Raw genomic sequence first — 21,301 nt, 5'->3', positions numbered from 1 at the left:
TGCGGAAATAATAACGTCTCGATTGAAAATTTTTAGTTAAATTTGCATAAAGTTAGTTTTTATTATCCGAATTCCCGCATATTAAGGTGGAAAAAAATGATTTTCAAGGAACGTCAGATTACATTTGATAACCGTAGCCATCAGATAACTAATATAAATATCTGGACTCCTGATAGCCAGTGGCTGGTTTATGATGTACGTCCTAACGGAGCATCTTTTTCTGGCCTGACGATAGAAAAAATTCATATCAGTAACGGCCAGACAGAGATTATTTATCAGGCAAAAGATGGGGCACATGTTGGGGTTGTTACTGTTAGCCCACAAGAGCCGGTACGTTACGCATTTATTCATGGCCCGGAGCACCCGGATAATCACTGGCAATATGATTTTCATCATCGTCGTGGGGTGATTGTTTCCGACAGCGAACCAAGCGTTGCTGTCAATATTGATGCACTGGACATCACCCCTCCTTATACCGCCGGAGCCTTGCGAGGTGGTACACATGTGCATGTTTTCAGTCCTGACAGTAGTCGTTTGAGTTTTACCTATAATGACCATGTTATGCATGAGTTAGATCCTGCCCTTGATTTGCGTAATGTTGCTGTGGCTGTTCCACTAAGAACTGTGATTTCAGCGAAAAAACACCCGAGAGAATACGATGGTCGTTATTTTTCAGTCGTTGTTAGCCAAACCACAACGCATCCATACCCCGGTAGTGATGAGATCAATCGTGCATATGAAGAAGGGTGGGTTGGCCAACAGGGATATCTTAAAGGGAATGGGCAATGGCAGCGTTGGGCACTGGCTTTTATTGGTGATACGTGTGCTGAAAATGGTGAAAAGATCCCTGAAATTTATCTGGTTGACCTACCTGAGTATGATGAGGATTATGCACTCGAAGGTTGCCAGCCATTAGCCGGAACCGAAACGGCATTACCTGCGCCGCCCGCTGGAGTTAAACAGAAACGATTAACTTTCACCCATCAGAATTGTTATCCGGGGGTAGTCAATGTCCCCCGGCATTGGCTCAGAGCATCACCGGATGGTAGTAAAATTTGTTTTCTGATGAGAGATGGCAATGGTGTTATTCAGTTATGGTATATATCTCCAAATGGAGGCGAGCCGGTACAGATCACAGATAATATTCATGACATACAATCGGCATTTAACTGGGATAGGCGGGGGCGGTTTATTACTTTTGTTTGTGATAACAGTGTCATGCTTTGTGACAGTCAGAGTGGGGAGATCCAGCGGTTAACAGCTCGTACTGATGATGCTCCCTGTGCTGATGCAATCGTGTTTTCACCTGATGGCCGATATATTGCATTTATGCGGGATATTAATGGATATCGTCAGCTTTTCATTGTTGAAACAGGCACCGTTATACAATAACGATGCCTGATAAATAGTAGAAATAAGATAATTTTCAGCCTATACACAATGGATTTCAAGATGCGTCGCGGCGGCACGGGAGTGAATCCTAGGAGCATAGATAACCGTATGTTTATAAAAACGGTGACCGGGGTGAGCGAGCGCAGCCAACAAAGAGGCAACTTGAAAGACGAAATGTATAATCGATATTGGCAAAATCAGGGTTTATTATTCATCGAGTTTTCTAATATCGATTGTGTGCTGTTTGTGCGTTCTTCCAGTTTTTCAATACGAAGTTTAGGGGATTGCTCCGTTTGATCCTGATTGGAGTGAGCATAATCATAGGGGAGTAAAAGGGTATCTAAAAAGGCAGATAATGGGAGATCGACTACGAGCAGGGGTTTCAGGAACCATCCTGTCTTGTCATCTTTTAACATATTAATATTGGCTTGTGCTCCCGAATAATACCCTTGATTAGGGCCACTGTGAGTCATGATACTGGAGCAGCCTGTTAGCAAAAGCCCCCCAATAATAGTAGAAGGTAATAGAAGCAGTTTATAGTTTTTCATCATTTCCATTCCTTGAGCTCAATGAGTTAATTGCCAATATCCAGAAGTTATATTTATACCTAGTATGATTTTTTCATGAGTAAGCATAAAAATAACTTTTTAATACTACTTACTATAGTTAGGTAATATTCAGTTTGCTATAGCACTTATTGTTAAATTTAATGATTTTTTTCGATAAACTTCTTTAATTCTCTGCAATGATTTTCGTTTGAAATAAAAACAAAAGTAATTATTTTATTTGAATTTATATTCCAGTATTTCGAGTTGAGTCGTAGTGGAAAAGGTACGAAAAATTCGTCGGAAACAAATTTGTCCTACTAACAAGCGAGCTTGCCTATTAATACTGACCGTCACTGAATCTGGAGACTGTTAGTAGATATTATTTTCTGGCAGAGAGGAAGATTGAAAACAGCGTTGAATAATTAAGTATATGTGTTTGATTCATTAAGTGTGCTTTAGATCACACAATACGGGGTAATTGCCTTAATTTCACATAGTAGAGGCAATTTAAAGTGAAAAAAACCTGTCTATTCAGACCATTATCTTTTTTGTTTTCTGGTTAAATATACCGAGTTCAGGGAAAGTGCATAAACAAGGATCGTTTTCCTTTCCTACTGTGTGTGAAGAATTCTTTTGGGATTCTAATAACTACTGTCCTGTTCTCAGGTAAAAAGTCCTCGTTATCATCTTACTCCCTCACTTTAAATGAGGGAGCTTTTTTTATAGCTCGATTAACATTCCCATTCTTGATGGGCAATCTCAATTTCTTCGGACAAAATACGGATACCTTCTTCTATTTTTGCCAGATCAGGTACATAGTTCATGCGCATACATTGATGCGCATGAGGCCAGTTATGTTCCAGACCAGGGAAGAAATAATGACCCGGTACCATTAATACCTTCCGCTTTTTTAAGCGCTGATAAAGGACTTCAGTTGTAATCGGCAGATTTTTGAACCAGAGCCAGAGGAATATTGCCCCTTCTGGTTTATGGATAAGACAGTATTCTTCTGGCAGATAGCGACGAATGATCTCAATGACTTGTTCTACCCGTTTTTTATAAAATGGTTGGATAACATTTTGGGATAAACGGAACAGATCATTACGACGGATCATTTCCAGCGTCATGGCAGGCCCAATACCCCCCGGAGCCAGGCTAATCACACCATTCATATTACTGACTGCCTGAATAATCTTTTCATTGGCAACGATGATTCCACAGCGAGCACCCGGTAGCCCAAGCTTGGACAGGCTCATACATAAAATAATATTCGGGTTCCACAGAGGGGTTGCTTCACTAAAAATAATACCCGGGAATGGCACGCCATAGGCATTATCGATCAGCAGAGGGATTTGATGTTTTTGAGCCAATGCATCCAAACGCAGTAATTCTTCGTCAGTGACAACATTACCCGTAGGATTAGTTGGACGGGAAACACAGATCAGGTTGATATCTTCAGAAATATTCAGGTGGTCAAAATCAACATGATATTTAAACTGCCCATTAGGCAATAATTCAATATTAGGTTTATTAGCAACAAATAAACCTTCATCCAGACCAGAATCAGAATAGCCAATATATTCAGGTGCAAGCGGAAACAGAACCCGTTTTATTGAGCCATTTTCATCACGCCCTGCTAATAAATTAAACAGGTAGAAAAAAGCACTTTGGCTACCATTGGTCAGAGCAATATTCTGTGGATTAACATCCCAACCGAGCTTTTCCTGTAATTCCTGTGCCAGTGCAGCAATTAACGTATTTTTTCCCTGTGGACCATCGTAATTACACAGGGTTTCAGTTAATTGGCCGTTTAACGCCATATCCGCCAATAGTTGCTGGAAATACTCATCCATTTCAGGAATATGGGCAGGGTTGCCACCACCAAGCATAATCGCGCCGGGTGTTCTCAGGCCCTGGTTGAGATCATTCATCAGGCGCGTAATACCTGACTCTTGTGTGAATTTGTTTCCGAATTGAGAGAATTTCATAACGGCTGTTGCGTCTTTGTTTGTATTTTGTAGGAGTATGGTAAGAAGACACCATAACTCGCGTCTTGTTATATTGTCACCTATTTTTATGCTTCGTTTTTTAAGTTACCTCTTTGTTGAGAGCATATACGCTTATTTCCGACATAAACAGTTTGCGATGTGATCATCCATCAAACCCGCAGCTTGCATAAAAGCATAGCAGGTGGTGCTACCGATAAATTTAAAGCCACGTTTTTTCAGTGCCTTTGAAAGAGCATCAGAAAGGTCAGTTTTGGCTGGTACTTCTGCCAATGTTTCCCAATGATTTATTTGCGGAACACCGTCAACAAACTGCCAGATAAATTCACTGAAATTTTCGCCCTGCTCGGCCATTTTCAGATAGGCGCGGGCATTATCAATAATGGCGTTAATTTTTGCACGGTGGCGGACGATGGCAGGGTTCTGCATTAATTTCTCGACGTCATTTTCACCCATTTCAGCAACTTTTGCCGGATCAAACTGGTGGAAACATTTTCTGTAACCTTCCCGCTTTTTCAAAATCGTAAACCATGATAAACCCGCCTGTTGTCCTTCAAGACAAATCAATTCAAAAAGCTTTTGGCCATCCTTTAATGGTTTCCCCCACTCATTGTCATGGTAGGCCAGATAATCAGGATCTGAGGTAACCCAGCCACAGCGGGTTATGACTTTATTCATGAAGTGCGTATCTCCGTAGGCGTTGGTGAAGAATTACACCAATTTTAGCTGTATGAATATCCATGTAAAGTCATTCGGATAAGATTTTTTTATGTTGTGACAAAATTGGGCGGTGATCAGTGCTGTATATCTTACAGTCAAAGGGTATACTGACTCCTTTCGTTTAAATTCATATACACTTCGTCTTTCAAGTTGCCTCTTTGTTGGCTGCGTTCGCTCACTCCGGTCACACATAGTTATCTATGCTCCCGGGGGGTGACTCCTTTGCCGCCACGACGCATCTTGGAATCCATTGTGTATACGTATCGCGTGCGGATTCAACATGCAAAAGTTTGATACCAAAACCTTTCAGGGCATTATCCTGACATTACAGGATTACTGGGCGCGTCAAGGCTGCACCATTGTCCAACCATTGGATATGGAAGTCGGCGCAGGAACCTCTCATCCTATTACCTGCCTGCGTGCTTTGGGGCCGGAACCTATTGCTGCTGCTTATGTGCAGCCCTCCCGTCGTCCGACTGATGGGCGCTACGGTGAAAACCCGAACCGTCTTCAGCATTACTACCAATTTCAGGTTATCATCAAACCCTCTCCAGAGAATATTCAGGAACTTTATCTTGGTTCACTGAAAGAGCTAGGGCTTGATCCTACCGTTCACGATATCCGCTTTGTTGAAGATAACTGGGAAAACCCGACTCTGGGCGCATGGGGTCTGGGCTGGGAAGTCTGGCTGAACGGCATGGAAGTGACTCAGTTCACTTACTTCCAGCAGGTGGGTGGTCTTGAGTGTAAGCCTGTTACCGGTGAAATCACTTACGGTCTGGAACGTCTTGCCATGTATATTCAGGGTGTGGACAGTGTTTACGATCTGGTGTGGAGTGATGGCCCGCTGGGTAAAACAACTTATGGTGATATTTATCATCAGAATGAAGTTGAACAGTCTACTTACAACTTTGAACATGCAGATGTGGATTTTCTGTTCACCTGTTTTGAGCAGTATGAAAAAGAAGCGCAGGAGTTGCTGGCACTGGAAACACCTCTGCCACTGCCTGCTTATGAGCGCATTCTGAAAGCGGGTCATACGTTTAACCTGTTGGATGCCCGTAAAGCGATTTCCGTGACTGAACGTCAGCGTTATATCTTGCGTATCCGTACTCTGACCAAAGCAGTTGCTGAAGCTTACTATGCTTCCCGTGAGGCGCTTGGCTTCCCGATGTGTAACAAAAACGGTGTAACAGAAAATTAAGAGGCCATCATGACTCAACAGACTTTCCTTGTGGAAATCGGCACAGAAGAGTTGCCACCAAAGGCGCTGCGTTCACTGGCTGAATCCTTTGCGGCCAATTTTGAAACAGAATTGAACAACGCCAATCTGGGTCATGGTGAAGTTCGCTGGTTTGCTGCTCCGCGTCGTCTGGCGCTGAAGGTGGCCAATCTGGCGGCGGCACAGGCTGATCGTGAAGTAGAAAAACGTGGTCCTGCCATTTCTCAGGCGTTCGATGCGGAAGGGAAACCAACCAAAGCGGCAGAAGGCTGGGCGCGAGGTTGTGGGATCACTGTTGATCAGGCAGAGCGTCTGGTAACCGATAAAGGCGAATGGCTGCTGTATCGGGCACAGGTTAAAGGTTGTGAAGCCAAAGAGTTGCTGGCAGGTATGGTAAGCAGTTCATTGGCTAAACTGCCTATCCCTAAACTGATGCGTTGGGGTGATAAAGAAACTCAGTTCGTCCGTCCTGTTCATACCGTCACTATGCTGCTGGGTAGTGAGGTCATTGAAGGCGAAATTCTGGGTATCAACTCTGATCGTATTATCCGTGGTCATCGTTTTATGGGTGAAGCGCAGTTCACCATTGATAACGCAGAACAGTATCCGGCAATTTTGCAGGAGCGTGGTCGGGTTATTGCAGATTATGAAACGCGTAAAACCCTGATTAAGCGCGATGCAGAGCAGGCAGCGGCCCAGCTTGGTGGTGTGGCGGATTTGACCGACAGCCTGCTGGAAGAAGTGACTTCTCTGGTAGAATGGCCTGTAGTTCTGACGGCAAAATTCGAAGAAAAATTCCTCGAAGTACCGGCGGAAGCACTGGTATATACCATGAAAGGCGATCAGAAATATTTTCCGGTTTACGATAAATCCGGCAAATTGATGGCGAACTTTATTTTTGTCACCAATATTGAATCTTCTGATCCACAGCAGATTATCTCAGGTAATGAAAAAGTAGTCCGTCCACGTCTGGCAGATGCCGAATTCTTCTTTAAGACTGACCGTAAACAGCGTCTGGAAGATAACCTGCCGCGTCTGGAGACTGTTTTGTTCCAGAAACAGCTGGGTACACTGCGTGATAAAACAGACCGCATTCAGGCTCTGGCTGGCTGGATTGCTGACAAGATCGGGGCGGATGTTACTCATGCAACCCGCGCAGGTTTGCTGTCCAAGTGTGACTTAATGACCAACATGGTCTTTGAATTCACTGATACGCAGGGTGTGATGGGTATGCATTATGCCCGTCATGACGGAGAAGCTGAAGATGTGGCTCTGGCGCTGAACGAACAGTATCAGCCACGTTTCTCTGGTGATGAACTGCCATCAACCGGTGTTTCTTGCGCAGTCGCGATTGCCGATAAAATGGATACGCTGGCAGGCATTTTTGGTATCGGCCAGCATCCTAAAGGGGATAAAGACCCATTTGCTTTGCGTCGTGCCGCACTGGGTGTACTGCGTATTATTGTTGAGAAAAAATTACCTCTCGATCTTCAGACTCTGGCAGAAGAAGCTGTACGTCTGTATGGCGATAAACTGACCAATGCAAAAGTTGTGGATGATGTTGTTGAGTTTATGCTCGGCCGCTTCCGCACTTGGTATCAGGAGCTGGGTTACAGCGTTGATACCATTCAGGCAGTTCTGGCTCGTCGTCCGACACAACCAGCCGATTTTGATGCCCGTATGAAAGCGGTAACGCATTTCCGTACGCTGGATGAGGCTGTTTCTCTGGCAGCGGCTAATAAGCGTGTTTCCAACATTCTGGCGAAATCAGAAGAGAAACTGAGTGATGCAGTTCAGGCTTCAGTACTGAAAGCAGCGGAAGAGATCCAGCTGGCGACTCATCTTGTCGTCCTGAAAGAAAAACTGGCTCCTCTGTTTGCTGAAGGCAATTATCAGGATGCATTGGTCGAATTGGCTTCCCTGCGTGAAGTTGTGGATGCGTTCTTCGATAATGTGATGGTCATGGATGAAGATCTGCAAGTGCGGGTAAATCGTCTGACATTGCTGAGTGAACTGCGTGAGCTGTTCCTGCGGGTTGCGGATATTTCACTGTTACAGTAATAAGTAATAGCCGATGAATATTATCGGATTGCTTCCCTCAAAGCCTCGCACTGAGCGAGGCTTTTTTCTGCTGAGATATTGAACACTGCGGATGTGTTATAGGGTAGAATTTGGTTGTATTCTCGTCAAATAACTACTTATCTTTAAAAAGTTATTGACGATCTGCGACGCTGGCAGTAAGATGCGCTTCGTTTTCGGCGAGTAGCGCAGCTTGGTAGCGCAACTGGTTTGGGACCAGTGGGTCGGAGGTTCGAATCCTCTCTCGCCGACCAGCATTCTGAAACCCCGCTCTTTGAGCGGGGTTTTTTTGTATATAGCTGGCGAAAACCAATTCATCATATTCTGATTTATCAACCACCCTTTATCTCGTTCATTAAGCCACTAATGTTGCTTTCATTTTCGAAGCTTTAAAAGGTTATCTCATCTTAATTTTTCAATTTAATGGATAACGCCATTAATTTGTCCTGAATAGGGTGAATTTAAGGTTTTTCTTTTTTTTATTCGTTTTAGCCTCTTACCTCGCTTACTTTCCCGATAACTCTTTTTGCTCATTATTTAAGTATCCGGTCACAAATTTAAAATTATAAACCATAGGATGTAATGCTTTATATAAGTGATATTTTTAGTGTTTTTCTCCGCTTGTGTGTCTCGCGTCATAGTTTATAACTATTTTTGTTAATATTCTTTTGCGTTTGTGTTTTTCTATTGTTTCATATTTTGCTGAGGTTATATTGACGTCAGGCATAACAATTGTTTAATTGATAATCGAAAACAATAACACAGGCCGGGACAGTGATATTTAGGCAGGAAATTCTGGGCTTGGCTAAGGCACAATAAACACCACAAACGGAGCTTATGTAATGATTCTCTCCAAAAAGAAAAAGCCCGGTTTACTGAAATTGGGTATTGGTCTTGTTTCTTTGGCTGTAGCTGCTGGTGTGCAGGCAAAAACACTGGTCTATTGCTCAGAAGGTTCACCTGAAGGTTTTAACCCGCAGTTTTTCACCTCTGGTACCACTTTTGATGCCAGTGCCAGACCAATTTATAACCGTCTGGTAGATTTCAAATTAGGTACAACAGAGATTATTCCCAGTTTGTCTGAACGATGGGACGTTAGTGATGATGGTCAAACCTACACATTCCATTTGCGTAAGGGTGTGAAGTGGCATAGCAGTAAAGATTTCAAGCCCACACGTGATTTCAACGCCGACGATATTATCTTTACCTTTATGAGGCAGAAGGATAAAAATCATCCATATCATCAAGTATCCGGTGGCGGCTATGAATACTTTAGCGGCATGGATATGGAGAATATTATCAATAAAATAGAGAAGGTGGATGACTATACTGTCCGTTTTGTGTTGTCCCGTCCTGAAGCTCCTTTTCTCGCTAATCTGGCAATGGATTTCGCCTCAATTCTTTCCAAAGAATATGCTGATGTCATGATGAAAGCGGGTACGCCGGAAAAAGTCGACCTGAACCCAATTGGTACAGGGCCATTCCAGTTAGTACAGTACCAGAAAGATTCCCGTATTCTTTATAAGGCGTTTAAGGATTATTGGGAAGGACCAGCGAAAATTGACCGTTTAGTCTTCTCTATTACCCCTGATGCTTCTGTTCGTTATGCAAAGCTACAGAAAAATGAATGTCAGGTCATGCCATACCCGAACCCTGCTGATATTGCGAGTATGAAGCAGAACAAAGATATTGTCCTGAAAGAGCAGGCTGGGATGAATGTCGGTTATCTTTCTTACAATGTCACTAAAAAGCCAATGGATAACCTCAAAGTGCGTCAGGCACTGACGATGGCAGTGAACAAAGATGCCATTATTGAGGCGGTATATCAGGGTGCGGGCCAGAAAGCGAAAAACCTGATCCCTCCTACAATGTGGGGTTATAACGATGATATCAAAGATTATGCTTATGATCCGGCTAAGGCTAAAGAGCTGCTGAAAGAAGCTGGTTTCGCGAATGGTTTCGAAACCGATCTTTGGGCAATGCCGGTACAACGCCCTTATAACCCGAATGCGCGCCGTATGGCGGAAATAATTCAGGCTGACTGGGCCAAAATTGGAGTAAAAGCCAAAATAGTCAGTTATGAATGGGGTGAATATCTGAAACGGGCGAAAGATGGTGAACCTCAAAACGTTATGATGGGCTGGACAGGGGATAATGGAGATCCTGATAATTTCTTTGGTACGTTGTTTAGTTGCGCAGCTAAAGATCAGGGTTCTAACTATTCAAAATGGTGTGATAAACAATTTGAAGACATCATTCTGCCTGCCCGTAAAACAGCAGATGTTGCCAAACGCACTGAGCTTTATAAGCAAGCGCAAGTAGTGATGCATGAACAGGTTCCGGCGTTGATTGTTGCCCACTCTACGGTTTATGAACCTATTCGTAAGGAAGTGAAAGGCTATGTGGTTGATCCGCTGGGCAAGCACCTCTTTTACAACGTAGACCTCGAATAATTCTGTTTTTCATTTGTTATGACTGCCATTCCCCGGATTTCTTCGGGGGATGGTTACTCTTCTCTGGTAGGCAAGCAGGTCTGTGTAATACATAAACAGCCTGAGAGCTGTAATTAATAATTAAAAAGAGAATTCAGGATATGCTGCAATTTATCCTCCGGCGTCTGGGGTTAGTGATCCCGACGTTTATTGGTATTACTCTGCTGACTTTCGCTTTTGTGCATATGATCCCCGGTGATCCGGTACTGATTATGGCGGGAGAGCGTGGTATTTCAGCTGAACGTCATGCTGAACTGATGGCAGCAATGGGGCTGGATAAGCCTCTTTGGGAGCAATATCTTCATTACATCAATGGCATACTACATGGTGATTTGGGTTCCTCCCTGAAGAGCCGTATTCCCGTATGGGATGAATTTGTCCCCCGATTTCAGGCCACTCTGGAATTAGGCATCTGTGCCATGTTATTCGCCATTTCAGTCGGTATTCCAGTTGGAGTGCTGGCGGCGGTCAAACGTGGCTCTGTCTTTGATCATACCGCTGTTGGTCTGGCACTGACCGGTTATTCAATGCCCATTTTCTGGTGGGGCATTATGCTCATCATGCTGGTTTCTGTTCATTGGAACCTGACTCCTGTTTCTGGTCGTATAAGCGATAGTGTGTTTCTTGATGACAGTCATCCCCTGACAGGTTTTATGCTGATAGACACCTTGTTTTGGGGAGAAGACGGCGATTTCGTCGATGCTGTGATGCATATAATCCTTCCGGCCGTTGTGCTAGGAACTATCCCACTGGCGGTCATTGTGCGCATGACCCGCTCATCCATGCTGGAAGTTTTGGGCGAAGATTATATTCGTACTGCGCGGGCAAAAGGCCTGAGCCGTTTGCGTGTCATTATCATTCATGCGCTACGTAATGCCTTGTTGCCGGTGGTCACGGTGATTGGTCTGCAAGTGGGGGTTATGTTGGCGGGCGCGATTCTGACCGAAACGATTTTTTCATGGCCGGGGCTGGGGCGTTGGTTGATTGATGCACTTCAGCGCCGTGATTATCCGGTGGTACAGGGTGGAGTTTTGCTGGTGGCAACTATGATCATTTTGGTCAACTTTGCGGTTGACCTGCTGTATGGCATCGTCAACCCACGTATCCGGCATAAGAAATAAGGAGCGCATTATGACTCAACTTACTGAACAATCAGCATCAAGTGCTGAGCAAACAGTATCAGGTGCGCCAAAAATGATGACGCCGATACAGGAATTCTGGCATTACTTTAAACGTAATAAAGGGGCAGTCATTGGCCTTGCCTATATCATTCTGATGTTATTGATCGCGTTGTTTGCAGGCTTACTGGCGCCACATGGCCCTGCTGAACAGTTCCGCGATTCTCTACTGTTGCCTCCGGTGTGGCAGGATGGAGGAAGCTGGCAATTTATTCTCGGTACTGACGATGTCGGGCGAGATATCCTTTCCCGCCTGATGTATGGCGCACGTCTTTCACTGTTGGTGGGTTGTCTGGTTGTTGTGATGTCGCTGGTGATGGGGATTATTCTGGGTCTACTATCCGGTTATTTTGGCGGTGCGGTTGACGCAGCCATTATGCGGATAGTCGATATTATGCTGGCCTTGCCCAGCCTGCTGTTGGCACTGGTGCTGGTGGCTATCTTCGGCCCGTCTATTGTGAACGCATCTCTGGCCCTGACATTTGTCGCTTTGCCCCACTATATCCGTCTGACAAGAGCCGCAGTGCTCGTGGAAGTCAACCGTGATTATGTGACTGCGTCTCAGATTGCCGGAGCAGGTGCAGTACGTCAGATGTTCATCAATATTTTGCCTAACTGCCTTGCTCCTCTGATTGTGCAGGCATCATTGGGATTTTCGAATGCCATTCTCGATATGGCGGCTTTGGGTTTTCTGGGGATGGGGGCACAGCCTCCTACACCAGAATGGGGAACCATGTTGTCAGATGTATTGCAATTCGCTCAGAGTGCCTGGTGGGTAGTTACTTTTCCGGGGCTGGCGATCCTGTTGACAGTACTGGCATTTAACCTGATGGGAGACGGGCTGCGTGATGCGCTCGATCCTAAGCTCAAGCAGTAGGGGTATGGAATGGCATTGTTGAATATAGACCAATTATCGGTGCACTTCGGAGATGAAGATGCACCATTCCGCGCCGTTGACCGTATCAGCTACAGCGTTGAGCAGGGGCAGGTTGTCGGTATTGTCGGAGAGTCTGGTTCGGGTAAGTCTGTCAGTTCACTGGCGATTATGGGGCTGATAGATTATCCGGGCAAAGTGATGGCCGGAAAACTGGAGTTTGATGGCTGTGATCTGACCAAAATTTCTGAAAAAGAACGCCGTCAGTTGATTGGTGCGGAAGTTTCGATGATTTTTCAGGATCCGATGACCAGCCTGAATCCCTGCTATACCGTGGGTTATCAGATCATGGAAGCGTTGAAAGTCCATCAGGGTGGCAGCCGCAAAACCCGTTATCAGCGGGCGATTGATTTGCTGACTCTGGTGGGTATTCCGGATCCCGCTTCCCGTTTAGATGTTTATCCGCATCAGTTATCGGGAGGAATGAGCCAGCGCGTGATGATTGCGATGGCAATTGCCTGTCGGCCAAAACTACTGATTGCGGATGAACCGACAACAGCACTGGACGTCACGATTCAGGCTCAAATTATTGAGCTGTTGCTTGAATTACAGCAGCAGGAGAATATGGCGCTGATCCTGATCACTCATGATTTGGCGCTGGTTGCCGAAGCCGCACAGCATATTATTGTGATGTACGCAGGTCAGGTAGTGGAAGCCGGGAAGGCAACTGAAATATTCCAAGCGCCCCGTCATCCTTATACGCAGGCATTATTGCGGGCATTACCGGAATTTGCGGTAGACAAGGCTCGTCTGGCCTCGTTGCCGGGTGTTGTTCCGGGTAAATATGATCGTCCTGTCGGGTGTTTGCTTAATCCGCGCTGCCCTTATGCCACTGAACGTTGCTATCAGGTAGAGCCTGCATTGCAATTTGTTGGAGAACGTCAGGTTAAATGCCATATGCCGCTGGATGATAAGGGGAGGCCGACGATATGAGTATTCAAGAAACGGTTATGCACAAACAGGCTGTTCACAACACGGGTGGGCAGGAAAAAGCTTCTGCCCCTTTGCTGAAAGCGACAGAGTTAAAAAAATATTATCCGGTTAAAACGGGGGTATTTTCACCTGAACGTATGGTGAAAGCATTGGATGGCGTCTCATTTGAACTGGAAAAAGGCAAAACGCTAGCTGTCGTAGGGGAATCTGGCTGTGGAAAATCCACGTTAGGGCGCCTGCTGACTATGATAGAAAAGCCGACAGAAGGGGAACTGTATTATCTGGGGCAGGATTTATTGCTGCCAGATAAAGAAGCCGAAAAACTGCGACGTCAGAAAATCCAGATTGTATTCCAGAACCCTTATGCATCATTAAATCCACGAAAAAAAGTGGGGCAGATTCTGGAAGAGCCTTTACTTATCAATACAACACTGACATCAGAAGAGCGCAGAGAAAAAGTTCTGCAAATGATGGAGAAAGTAGGGCTAAAACCTGAACATTACCAGCGTTACCCTCATATGTTTTCTGGTGGGCAGCGCCAGCGTATTGCCATTGCCCGTGGATTAATGCTGAATCCTGATGTCGTTATTGCAGACGAACCTGTTTCCGCGCTGGATGTTTCGGTACGGGCGCAAGTTCTGAATCTGATGATGGATTTGCAACAAGAACTGGGTTTGTCATACGTATTTATTTCTCATGACCTCTCTGTTGTTGAGCATATTGCGGATGAAGTGATGGTCATGTATTTGGGGCGCTGTGTTGAAAAGGGCGACAAACATACGATTTTCAATAACCCGAGTCACCCTTACACTCAGGCACTATTGTCTGCAACACCGCGTTTAAATCCTGAACTCCGTCGTGAACGCATCAAATTAACAGGAGAGCTGCCCAGCCCGATGAATCCGCCTCCGGGCTGTGCTTTTGCAGCCCGTTGCCGCCATGCTTTTGGCCCATGTACTCAGCTCCAGCCTAAATTACAGCAATACGGCGAGCGGCTTGTTGCTTGCTTTGCAGTAGAACAGAATCAAAATCCACCGGCATAATTGCCACGGGTAGTAGCATTAACGTCAGTGGGCGTACATAGAATGACTACGCAGTAGCTGATTTGACCCTTTAGTCTCTAATACCCCGCCAATTACGGCGGGGGATTCATCTAAACGAGACGATAAGAATAAAAATCAAGTATACTCAGCCGCATTAATAAGGCGTTATAGCCCGTCTTTGGTTAATTACTGGTTTGGATAAAATGAAATCGCGTGTCAAACGTTCGTTAACTATTAAACAGATGGCGGCAGTGACTGGAGTTACTTTGGTCACTCTTGCTATTTTCATTACTATCCAATTATCGCATTTGTTGCAGCAGCGAAAAGATGATTATATTAACCAACTCCATAATGCGGCTGCTCAGATTCAAACTCCCCTGACAGATGCTTTATTGAGGTCTGATCTCAATACAGCGAAAACATTACTGATCGGGCTGAAAACATCGGGTATTTTAGGGCGGGCTGAACTGATATCCAGAGATGACTCCCGGATTATGAGTCTGGATTTCGCAACCCATCGGCCTATACCGGAACTGGCAAAGCGAGTTTTCGGCATCCCTGTAGAAATCAATATTCCTTTACATGTCTATGGTATTTCATCGAAAGACTTGGCGTCACAGGGGCATCTCATCCTACAGGTTGATTCCAATCGTGTGTATCGCTTTGCATTAAATACACTTGCGTTAATGTTGACCACTTATTTATTGCTCGCGCTTATTATTACGGTGTCAGTAAGTTGGTGTGTCAATCGGATCATCATACATCCGTTGCGTGACATCGCGAGAGAACTGCATGAAGAACATCCGCCAGCTTCCATGACCTGCCCCAAAGGTCATCAGGATGATGAACTGGGTCTGCTGGTAAAAGGTTATAATCGCCAAATAAGTAAGCAAAAGTCTCGATGAAATGAAACCTTACAAGGTGAATAAAGGTCTAACCATTTGCGATAATATCCGGGGCCTTTATGGGTTCAAATAAGGATAAAATTAAACAGGTAGGGGTAAGTGGGAATGCAAGGCAAGAAAATCGGGTATCTTATTGGTGGCACCATTCTGGCGACAACTTATTTTGCTCAGGCAGAGACTTTACAGCCTGATCCTGCCTGGCAACAAGGAAAACTGGAAAATGGGTTCAGCTGGCAAATCCTGCAAACCCCACAAAGGCCGAATGACAGAATACAGTTGCGCTTAATGGTAAAAACCGGATCTCTGGCGGAGAAAAGCTATCAGCAGGGTTATACTTATCTCATACCCAAAATCGTTCTCTCCTCCAGTAAAGATTTATCCTCACAAAAACTGGAAAACCTGTGGCACAACGCAGTTGACAGCAAAAATCCTTTCCCGCCAGCCGTAGTTTCCTATGATTTCACCCTTTATAGCCTCAGCTTACCGAATAATAGGCCTGAATTATTGCAGGATGCACTGATCTGGCTATCCGATATTGCTGGCGGTGCTGTATTCACACCGCAAACGTTAACTCCGGCGATGAAAACATCGGAACATCTGGTATCAACTCTGCCATCAGACATCCATGATCCTGCATGGCGTATACGATTACAGGGCTCAACTCTGATTGGTCATGACCCCGGAGCGAATGTATCAATCCCTGTCGATGTCAAAAAAGTCGAAGCATTTTATCGGCAGTGGTATACGCCGGATGCAATGACTTTATATATTGCGGGCAATGTGGATAGCCGGATATTACCAGAGCGCCTTAATCAGGTATTTTCATCATTAGAAGGTAAACGTCAGACCCCTGTTGCGGTTCCTATCCTGCTGCCATTAAAAACAGAAACACTGGGAGTAGAAAGTGAGAAAGCCATACAGGACAGGCTTTCTTTAGCCTGGAACCTGAACTGGCAGCCGATTAATGATTCTCAGACACTATTTCAGCACTGGTCTAATGAACTTGCCCGTGAGGCTCTTTACCATTATTTGCAACTGAAGCTGGAAGAAAATCAAAATAACGCCAAACTGGATTTGGATTGTCGGGTTGTGTATCAACGGGCAAACTGCTACTTAAATCTGAACGCCTCATCAGGCAAGCTGACAGATTCCACACTTTATCTGGCTTCCGCTTTGGCATCACTACGTGAAAGCGGGTTACCACAAGAGCAGTTTGATGAACTGTACAAGCAGAAGCGCATTCAACTTCAGCATCTTTTCGCCGTATATGCTCGCACAGACACAGACGTACTCATTAACCAGCGCCTGATTTCCCAACAGAACAATGTGATCGATATTGCTCCTGAGCAATACAGCAGACTGAGACAGATATTTTTATCTTCCCTCACACCGCAAGTGTTAAACAAAAAACTGCAAGAGATGTTATCTCAGGAAACTTCATTTATTCTGGTGCAGCCAAAAGGGGAAGCGGTTATTGATGTGAATCAGCTCAGGGACAGCTTTAACCAAATTATGCGCCCAGGCCCATTGCCGGAAGAACCGAAGGAAACTGAAGCGATAAAAAAAGCAGACTGACCTTATGACCTTATCCCAATCAAGGAGAATTATATGATTAGTCTTTATACTGACAGTTCCCCTAACGGATTTAAGATAACGATTGCTCTGGAAGAGCTTGAGCTTCCATATGTAGTAAACCATGTTCATATTGAGAAAGGTGAAAACTTACTACCAGAGTTTTTACAGCTTAATCCTCATGGCCGTATCCCTGTTTTGTCTGACAGCGAGACAAATACGACTATTTTTGAATCTGCGGCAATTCTTCTTTATTTAGCGGATAAAACCAATAAATTGCTTCCTTCTGAGCATAATGCCCGCTGGCAGGCTATTCAGTGGTTGATTTTTCATGCATCCAGCGTTGGCCCAATTATAGGTCAGAGAGTTAATTTTGAAATTTTTGATGAGGGAAAAAACAAAGAAGCCACTGAGCGCTATAAGAAACTGACAGAGCGGGCTTTTTCAACCATGGATAGTCATTTAGCCAATAATTTATATTTTGGTGGAAAAGAGTATTCAATTGCTGATATAGCGAATTTTGGCTGGACGCATATTGCACGTATTATCAACTTTGATTTTGACCATTATAAAAACTTAAGCGAATGGCATAATCGAATTGCAGCCAGATCAGCAGTGCAACGTGGAATTTTAATCCCAGAACCTGCGACAGGTCCCTAAAATAAAAATTTTCGGAAAAATATGCAGTAAAGGATTTAGTTTTTTCAGGAAAAGAGTAAATTCCTACATCGCTTTAGCGGTAGGAGATATGATGTTCCATATTATGACATTGATAATAATTGATTTTATTAGGATTGATTAATTGATAATCGTGAACTACTCCTTATTTTTCTTTAAAGAATAGATTGATGTCATGAAATATTCTGGCTCTACTTGTATTCGCATGCTATTTACATACTCCCATAATTTTTGGCATGCATCGTCCTCTTTTTCAAATGACTCTATTCCACACTGACTACCTCTTTCAGCATAGTATACTAGCCAATAACCATTCTTATAAGCAAGACAGATTCTATGATCGGGGGTTCCTCCTTCTAATGAATAGTATGACGATGAAATTTTGTTTTCTTTTAAAAGTTTTTTGAGTTCTTCTTTGTTCATTTATATATCTGATTAATAAACTGATACAGCTTTTTCTCTAAGGGAAAAGGTTTTCACTAATAAAAAATGAAGTAGAAGGTTAGAGGGATATCTCCTCCTTGAATTTGATAGATTATTTATTTTACTCTTTTTGGTTAAACTCAAAGTGTTCACCCATAAAAACGATAACTTTAGATAGATCCAACCTTAAAAACCCTAGAACCTCAATAAACCATGACAGATGTTCACCTATTTCGGGGGTATCTTTTTCTTTTATTGATAAAAAGCAGATGGCTAAACGTGCCATTACAATTGGTTTATCTTTAAAGTTTCTAATCCCATCACAATTATCAACATAATTCCACCAAAATGATAACGAAGCCTCTCTCTCAGTTTCTTTTTTACTGTCCTTTAAATATTCACGCGTAATTTGAATAGGATCATTTTCACAATCCTTAAAAGTTATATTTAACATATCCGTTACTCTTAGTAAGAAGTCCAAATATAACTGAACACATGACTTACTATCTTCAGGCCATTTAATTAAACCAATACTCACTGTCATCCAGATATTACTCCAAAATATTTCAATATACCCACCATGCCAAGGCGCTCAATTTTATATTATTAATGCTAAATTTTCTCATTGATTAAAATAAAAAGGGCGATATATTCGCCCTAATCGCTGATTTATCTTTTCAAGAAATACGTTATTTCTTCGCGGCGGCTCGCACTTCTGTTATGCTTTTTCCGCCAACTCCCCAGTTATCCGTTTCTACTTCATCAATGATGACAAAAGTGGTGGCCGGATTTTTGCCAAGTACATCCACTAGCAACTGGGTTGCACCTTCAATCAGTTGTTTTTTCTGTTCAGCAGTTGCCCCTTCGCGGGTGATTTTGATGTTTACGAATGGCATATATGACTCCTTGTAGTTTTTTATAAAGTGCTTCTGGTGAAGCAGTCTCGTTTTGTCACTCTTTTTTCTCTGCGGTGGCTATCCACGCAGCACAGAATAGGGTCAGTCGGGCAAAAAAATAGAAAAATGCCATCAGGCCAATAACAGAACCAAAAGCAGCGCCAGAAGGTGAGCTGGCAAGGCGTGGTAGCATCATTGTCATAATCGATTTAATGATCTCAAACCCGATAGCAGCCATTAAGGTTCCCTGAAACAGCGCCTTCCGTTCAGGCTGATGGCGGGGCAGGATCCACAATATCCACAGGAATAACAGATAATTGGCTGAAATGGAAATGAACATGCCAATGGATGTCCATGCTGGGCGAAGCCACTCTATATTCTCTAAGCCAATGGCATGAACTATGCTTGCCTGCGCAGATCCGGCAATGGAATTCAGGGAGAGTGTTATGACTAACGCAAATAACAGGCCAAACAGGGAGAAAACGTCACGGATATATTGAAAGTAGATTTTCTCTTTATCTTCATGAGTGCGTTCCCAGACGTCGCGGGACTGGGCACGGATCGCTTCACGCAGGTTGCCGACCCAATTCACACCGGAATAGAGTGCAATTGCCAGACCTGTTAATCCTACGGTTGTTCTTTGCCTTATGGCGGTATCCACGCTGTTTTTCAGCGTATTTGCCAGTGATGGATCATTGATACTATTAGCAATTCCATTGATGAGTCTTGTCAGCAAGTCGGGGTTGGAAGCCAGCACAAAACCCGCGATGGCGAAAGAGAGCATCAGTATCGGAATAAGTGACAGAAAGGAAAAGTAGGTAATAGCAGCACCAAACTGGCTGCCCATTCTATCGTTGAAACGCTGTGCTGCCCGGATCAAGTGGGCAATGAATGGGATATGACGGATATAGTTGCCAATGCGGATCGTCACTGAAAGTGCTTTTTTTCCACCATCCAGCCCCTTCTGTAATGGTGTGCTGATAGTTTCCTTATTGATATTTTCCCTTTTTTTTAAGTCAGTGGGCATTACATCCTCTTAATTCTGGTCGTATTTGATATATGCCATAATATCCTTTTCATTCACAATGGCATTTGGTACTGGCTATTATTTAGTGATGCCAATTTATAGCGGAGTTTTATCTTTTGCTCAGCTTTTTCCAATGCTATCGGAGACATATATGCGATCAGTGTTTCAAGATCTTTCGTTTTTTTAATGACCTCAAACTTCTTTGCCTTATTGATGAATACTGCGCTGAATTTATTCTGCAACAGTAGTTCAATCACGTTGTTCAGAGTGCCTGTGCTCTTCGCATCCCATACCATCAGACCATAATCGGCCTCTTCCGCCATTTTCAGATCTTTCGCCGTAAAGAATGCACGCGTTCCTTTTGCATGCGCCGAATCTATAACACGAACAGGCCAGGAGCCCAGATTATTCCGTGGCGTATTGCTGCTGCTGAATACGGTTGTTTGATGGCTTCCCATCTCTAGTAGCAGTTTCTGAATAGAGGAATCTGCGCCGTTGGCATCGCCTACAACAACATTGTAGCGGGAGTTCACAATCTTCCGTATGCGCTCTGTGACGAGTGGGTCGAGGTTTTTGATCGTGATAGATCCAGCGATAAAAACGGTTGTCATTTTACCTCCAAGTCAATGTTGCGACATAAATGCTCTTAACCTTACTATAGCTCGAAAGTGCATTGCAGGCTGCTTCCATTGTAGCACCGGTATGGAACAGATCATCTACTAGCAGTACGTTCCATTTTCCTTCATTTTTGATGGTATCTTCAATTGAAAATGAATTACCAATAGCTTCCTCCTTTTCCTCTTTATTTGATAAATTTTTGAGAGAAGTTCCTCCGGTAGCTTTAAGCAGGATACCATCGAAGAATGGGCTATTTATCAATCTAGCTACTTGTTTTGCTAGTTCGCTGACAGGCTGAACTTTTCTGATATTTGACGCTGGCATAGGAATGACAAAACCGATTTTAGGAAAGTAAGGTTTAACTATTTCCTCCACAATACAATGAGAAAGTTGGTTAATATATTGAAAGTTATTATGATATTTTAGCTGATAAAGTGCCTGACCAATTTCGGTTCTGACGGTATCGAAAATCGGATGCCCAGCTCCGTTGTAACCCAAAAAGGTACTACCTACCGAGTGTTTATCCAGTGCATATCCTAAATAGCTTTTCAAAATGATAGGCGAATCAAAGAAACTCAGTCCTATTTTTGCGAACTTTTTAATCGCAAAACCAAAAAAACACAAAAAGGAAGGAC

General features: G+C 43.8%; 20 protein-coding genes and 1 tRNA gene. 12 read left to right on the top strand and 9 right to left on the bottom strand.

The features are described from left to right. Window positions 1-96 precede the first annotated feature (96 nt). Entirely contained in the window at window positions 97-1,392 is a 1,296-nt protein-coding gene (locus Xsto_RS13380; protein WP_099125368.1) for a YidR family protein, read from the top strand. A 197-nt stretch (window positions 1,393-1,589) separates the two neighbouring features. On the opposite strand, the gene Xsto_RS13375 is transcribed toward Xsto_RS13380, so the two are convergent. From Xsto_RS13375 to Xsto_RS13365, 3 genes are all read right to left on the bottom strand, one after another. Next, window positions 1,590-1,940, bottom strand: coding sequence for a YceK/YidQ family lipoprotein (locus Xsto_RS13375; RefSeq protein ID WP_169926650.1), 351 nt, complete (start codon window positions 1,938-1,940; stop codon window positions 1,590-1,592). A gap of 731 nt (window positions 1,941-2,671) precedes the next feature. After that, a complete protein-coding gene (locus Xsto_RS13370; RefSeq protein WP_099125366.1) occupies window positions 2,672-3,928 on the bottom strand; it encodes a valine--pyruvate transaminase in 1,257 nt (418 codons plus the stop codon). 132 nt (window positions 3,929-4,060) lie between these two features. Continuing rightward, entirely contained in the window at window positions 4,061-4,624 is a 564-nt protein-coding gene (locus Xsto_RS13365; RefSeq protein WP_099125365.1) for a DNA-3-methyladenine glycosylase I, read from the bottom strand. 322 nt (window positions 4,625-4,946) lie between these two features. Here Xsto_RS13365 and glyQ point away from each other — a divergent pair, with 322 nt between their 5' ends. The 11 genes from glyQ to Xsto_RS13310 all read left to right on the top strand — a co-directional run bounded on the left by glyQ (window position 4,947) and on the right by Xsto_RS13310 (window position 17,684). Then, on the top strand, window positions 4,947-5,870 hold the full coding sequence (gene glyQ, locus Xsto_RS13360; RefSeq protein WP_099109489.1) for a glycine--tRNA ligase subunit alpha: 924 nt from the start codon (window positions 4,947-4,949) through the stop codon (window positions 5,868-5,870). Window positions 5,871-5,879: 9 nt separating this feature from the next. Next, a complete protein-coding gene (glyS, locus tag Xsto_RS13355) occupies window positions 5,880-7,949 on the top strand; it encodes a glycine--tRNA ligase subunit beta (RefSeq protein ID WP_099125364.1) in 2,070 nt (689 codons plus the stop codon). Between the two features lie 195 nt (window positions 7,950-8,144). Further along, window positions 8,145-8,221, top strand: a tRNA-Pro gene (locus Xsto_RS13350). Window positions 8,222-8,809: 588 nt separating this feature from the next. Further along, window positions 8,810-10,420 carry a dipeptide ABC transporter periplasmic-binding protein DppA gene (gene dppA / locus Xsto_RS13345; RefSeq protein ID WP_099125363.1) on the top strand — a complete coding sequence of 537 codons (1,611 nt, stop codon included), beginning with the start codon at window positions 8,810-8,812 and terminating at the stop codon, window positions 10,418-10,420. 140 nt (window positions 10,421-10,560) lie between these two features. Then, a complete protein-coding gene (gene dppB, locus Xsto_RS13340; RefSeq protein ID WP_099109486.1) occupies window positions 10,561-11,580 on the top strand; it encodes a dipeptide ABC transporter permease DppB in 1,020 nt (339 codons plus the stop codon). Between the two features lie 10 nt (window positions 11,581-11,590). Beyond that, window positions 11,591-12,514, top strand: coding sequence for a dipeptide ABC transporter permease DppC (dppC, locus tag Xsto_RS13335; protein WP_099125362.1), 924 nt, complete (start codon window positions 11,591-11,593; stop codon window positions 12,512-12,514). A gap of 9 nt (window positions 12,515-12,523) precedes the next feature. Then, window positions 12,524-13,504: a dipeptide ABC transporter ATP-binding protein gene (gene dppD / locus Xsto_RS13330; RefSeq protein WP_099125361.1), complete on the top strand. Its 981-nt coding sequence runs from the start codon at window positions 12,524-12,526 to the stop codon at window positions 13,502-13,504. A 17-nt stretch (window positions 13,505-13,521) separates the two neighbouring features. Further along, the gene (gene dppF, locus Xsto_RS13325; protein ID WP_099125390.1) at window positions 13,522-14,547 is read left to right on the top strand and encodes a dipeptide ABC transporter ATP-binding subunit DppF; all 1,026 of its coding nucleotides are present in this window, start codon (window positions 13,522-13,524) and stop codon (window positions 14,545-14,547) included. Window positions 14,548-14,750: 203 nt separating this feature from the next. Beyond that, window positions 14,751-15,452 carry a HAMP domain-containing protein gene (locus Xsto_RS13320; protein WP_099109483.1) on the top strand — a complete coding sequence of 234 codons (702 nt, stop codon included), beginning with the start codon at window positions 14,751-14,753 and terminating at the stop codon, window positions 15,450-15,452. 105 nt (window positions 15,453-15,557) lie between these two features. Continuing rightward, complete coding sequence (locus Xsto_RS13315) at window positions 15,558-17,027, top strand: insulinase family protein (RefSeq protein ID WP_099125360.1); 1,470 nt, start codon at window positions 15,558-15,560, stop codon at window positions 17,025-17,027. 33 nt (window positions 17,028-17,060) lie between these two features. Then, the gene (locus tag Xsto_RS13310) at window positions 17,061-17,684 is read left to right on the top strand and encodes a glutathione S-transferase family protein (RefSeq protein WP_099125359.1); all 624 of its coding nucleotides are present in this window, start codon (window positions 17,061-17,063) and stop codon (window positions 17,682-17,684) included. Window positions 17,685-17,840: 156 nt separating this feature from the next. Here Xsto_RS13310 and Xsto_RS13305 read toward each other — a convergent pair whose 3' ends face one another. The 6 genes from Xsto_RS13305 to Xsto_RS13280 form a co-directional block, all read right to left on the bottom strand. Further along, window positions 17,841-18,125, bottom strand: coding sequence for a hypothetical protein (locus Xsto_RS13305; protein ID WP_099125358.1), 285 nt, complete (start codon window positions 18,123-18,125; stop codon window positions 17,841-17,843). A gap of 121 nt (window positions 18,126-18,246) precedes the next feature. Further along, complete coding sequence (locus Xsto_RS13300) at window positions 18,247-18,669, bottom strand: hypothetical protein (RefSeq protein WP_099125357.1); 423 nt, start codon at window positions 18,667-18,669, stop codon at window positions 18,247-18,249. 145 nt (window positions 18,670-18,814) lie between these two features. Next, window positions 18,815-19,021 (bottom strand): 2-hydroxymuconate tautomerase family protein, encoded by a 207-nt coding sequence (locus tag Xsto_RS13295; protein WP_099125356.1) that lies wholly within the window; start codon window positions 19,019-19,021, stop codon window positions 18,815-18,817. A gap of 55 nt (window positions 19,022-19,076) precedes the next feature. Further along, window positions 19,077-20,048, bottom strand: a complete 972-nt coding sequence (gene yhjD / locus Xsto_RS13290) for an inner membrane protein YhjD (protein ID WP_099125355.1) — start codon at window positions 20,046-20,048, stop codon at window positions 19,077-19,079. Window positions 20,049-20,101: 53 nt separating this feature from the next. After that, a complete protein-coding gene (locus Xsto_RS13285; protein WP_099125354.1) occupies window positions 20,102-20,659 on the bottom strand; it encodes a hypothetical protein in 558 nt (185 codons plus the stop codon). A gap of 1 nt (window position 20,660) precedes the next feature. After that, the coding region (locus tag Xsto_RS13280) for a ComF family protein (RefSeq protein ID WP_211284321.1) at window positions 20,661-21,301 on the bottom strand (641 nt) is incomplete at its 5' end.

The organism is Xenorhabdus stockiae, assembly GCF_002632825.1.
Lineage (GTDB): Bacteria > Pseudomonadota > Gammaproteobacteria > Enterobacterales > Enterobacteriaceae > Xenorhabdus > Xenorhabdus stockiae.
Note: the sequence above shows the minus strand (reverse complement) of the source record. Positions and strands in the feature narration are given on the sequence as shown.

Excerpts from the sequence above, each read along its gene's own strand:
- Xsto_RS13320 (WP_099109483.1), top strand. The coding sequence starts at position 14,751 with ATGAAATCGCGTGTCAAACGTTCGTTAACTATTAAACAGATGGCGGCA.
- Xsto_RS13285 (WP_099125354.1), bottom strand. The coding sequence starts at position 20,659 with ATGACAACCGTTTTTATCGCTGGATCTATCACGATCAAAAACCTCGAC.
- Xsto_RS13370 (WP_099125366.1), bottom strand. The coding sequence starts at position 3,928 with ATGAAATTCTCTCAATTCGGAAACAAATTCACACAAGAGTCAGGTATT.
- Xsto_RS13310 (WP_099125359.1), top strand. The coding sequence starts at position 17,061 with ATGATTAGTCTTTATACTGACAGTTCCCCTAACGGATTTAAGATAACG.
- Xsto_RS13380 (WP_099125368.1), top strand. The coding sequence starts at position 97 with ATGATTTTCAAGGAACGTCAGATTACATTTGATAACCGTAGCCATCAG.
- dppD (WP_099125361.1), top strand. The coding sequence starts at position 12,524 with ATGGCATTGTTGAATATAGACCAATTATCGGTGCACTTCGGAGATGAA.
- Xsto_RS13365 (WP_099125365.1), bottom strand. The coding sequence starts at position 4,624 with ATGAATAAAGTCATAACCCGCTGTGGCTGGGTTACCTCAGATCCTGAT.
- Xsto_RS13305 (WP_099125358.1), bottom strand. The coding sequence starts at position 18,125 with ATGAACAAAGAAGAACTCAAAAAACTTTTAAAAGAAAACAAAATTTCA.
- Xsto_RS13375 (WP_169926650.1), bottom strand. The coding sequence starts at position 1,940 with ATGAAAAACTATAAACTGCTTCTATTACCTTCTACTATTATTGGGGGG.
- yhjD (WP_099125355.1), bottom strand. The coding sequence starts at position 20,048 with ATGCCCACTGACTTAAAAAAAAGGGAAAATATCAATAAGGAAACTATC.
- dppB (WP_099109486.1), top strand. The coding sequence starts at position 10,561 with ATGCTGCAATTTATCCTCCGGCGTCTGGGGTTAGTGATCCCGACGTTT.
- Xsto_RS13295 (WP_099125356.1), bottom strand. The coding sequence starts at position 19,021 with ATGCCATTCGTAAACATCAAAATCACCCGCGAAGGGGCAACTGCTGAA.
- dppA (WP_099125363.1), top strand. The coding sequence starts at position 8,810 with ATGATTCTCTCCAAAAAGAAAAAGCCCGGTTTACTGAAATTGGGTATT.
- dppF (WP_099125390.1), top strand. The coding sequence starts at position 13,522 with ATGCACAAACAGGCTGTTCACAACACGGGTGGGCAGGAAAAAGCTTCT.
- Xsto_RS13300 (WP_099125357.1), bottom strand. The coding sequence starts at position 18,669 with ATGACAGTGAGTATTGGTTTAATTAAATGGCCTGAAGATAGTAAGTCA.
- glyQ (WP_099109489.1), top strand. The coding sequence starts at position 4,947 with ATGCAAAAGTTTGATACCAAAACCTTTCAGGGCATTATCCTGACATTA.
- Xsto_RS13315 (WP_099125360.1), top strand. The coding sequence starts at position 15,558 with ATGCAAGGCAAGAAAATCGGGTATCTTATTGGTGGCACCATTCTGGCG.
- glyS (WP_099125364.1), top strand. The coding sequence starts at position 5,880 with ATGACTCAACAGACTTTCCTTGTGGAAATCGGCACAGAAGAGTTGCCA.
- dppC (WP_099125362.1), top strand. The coding sequence starts at position 11,591 with ATGACTCAACTTACTGAACAATCAGCATCAAGTGCTGAGCAAACAGTA.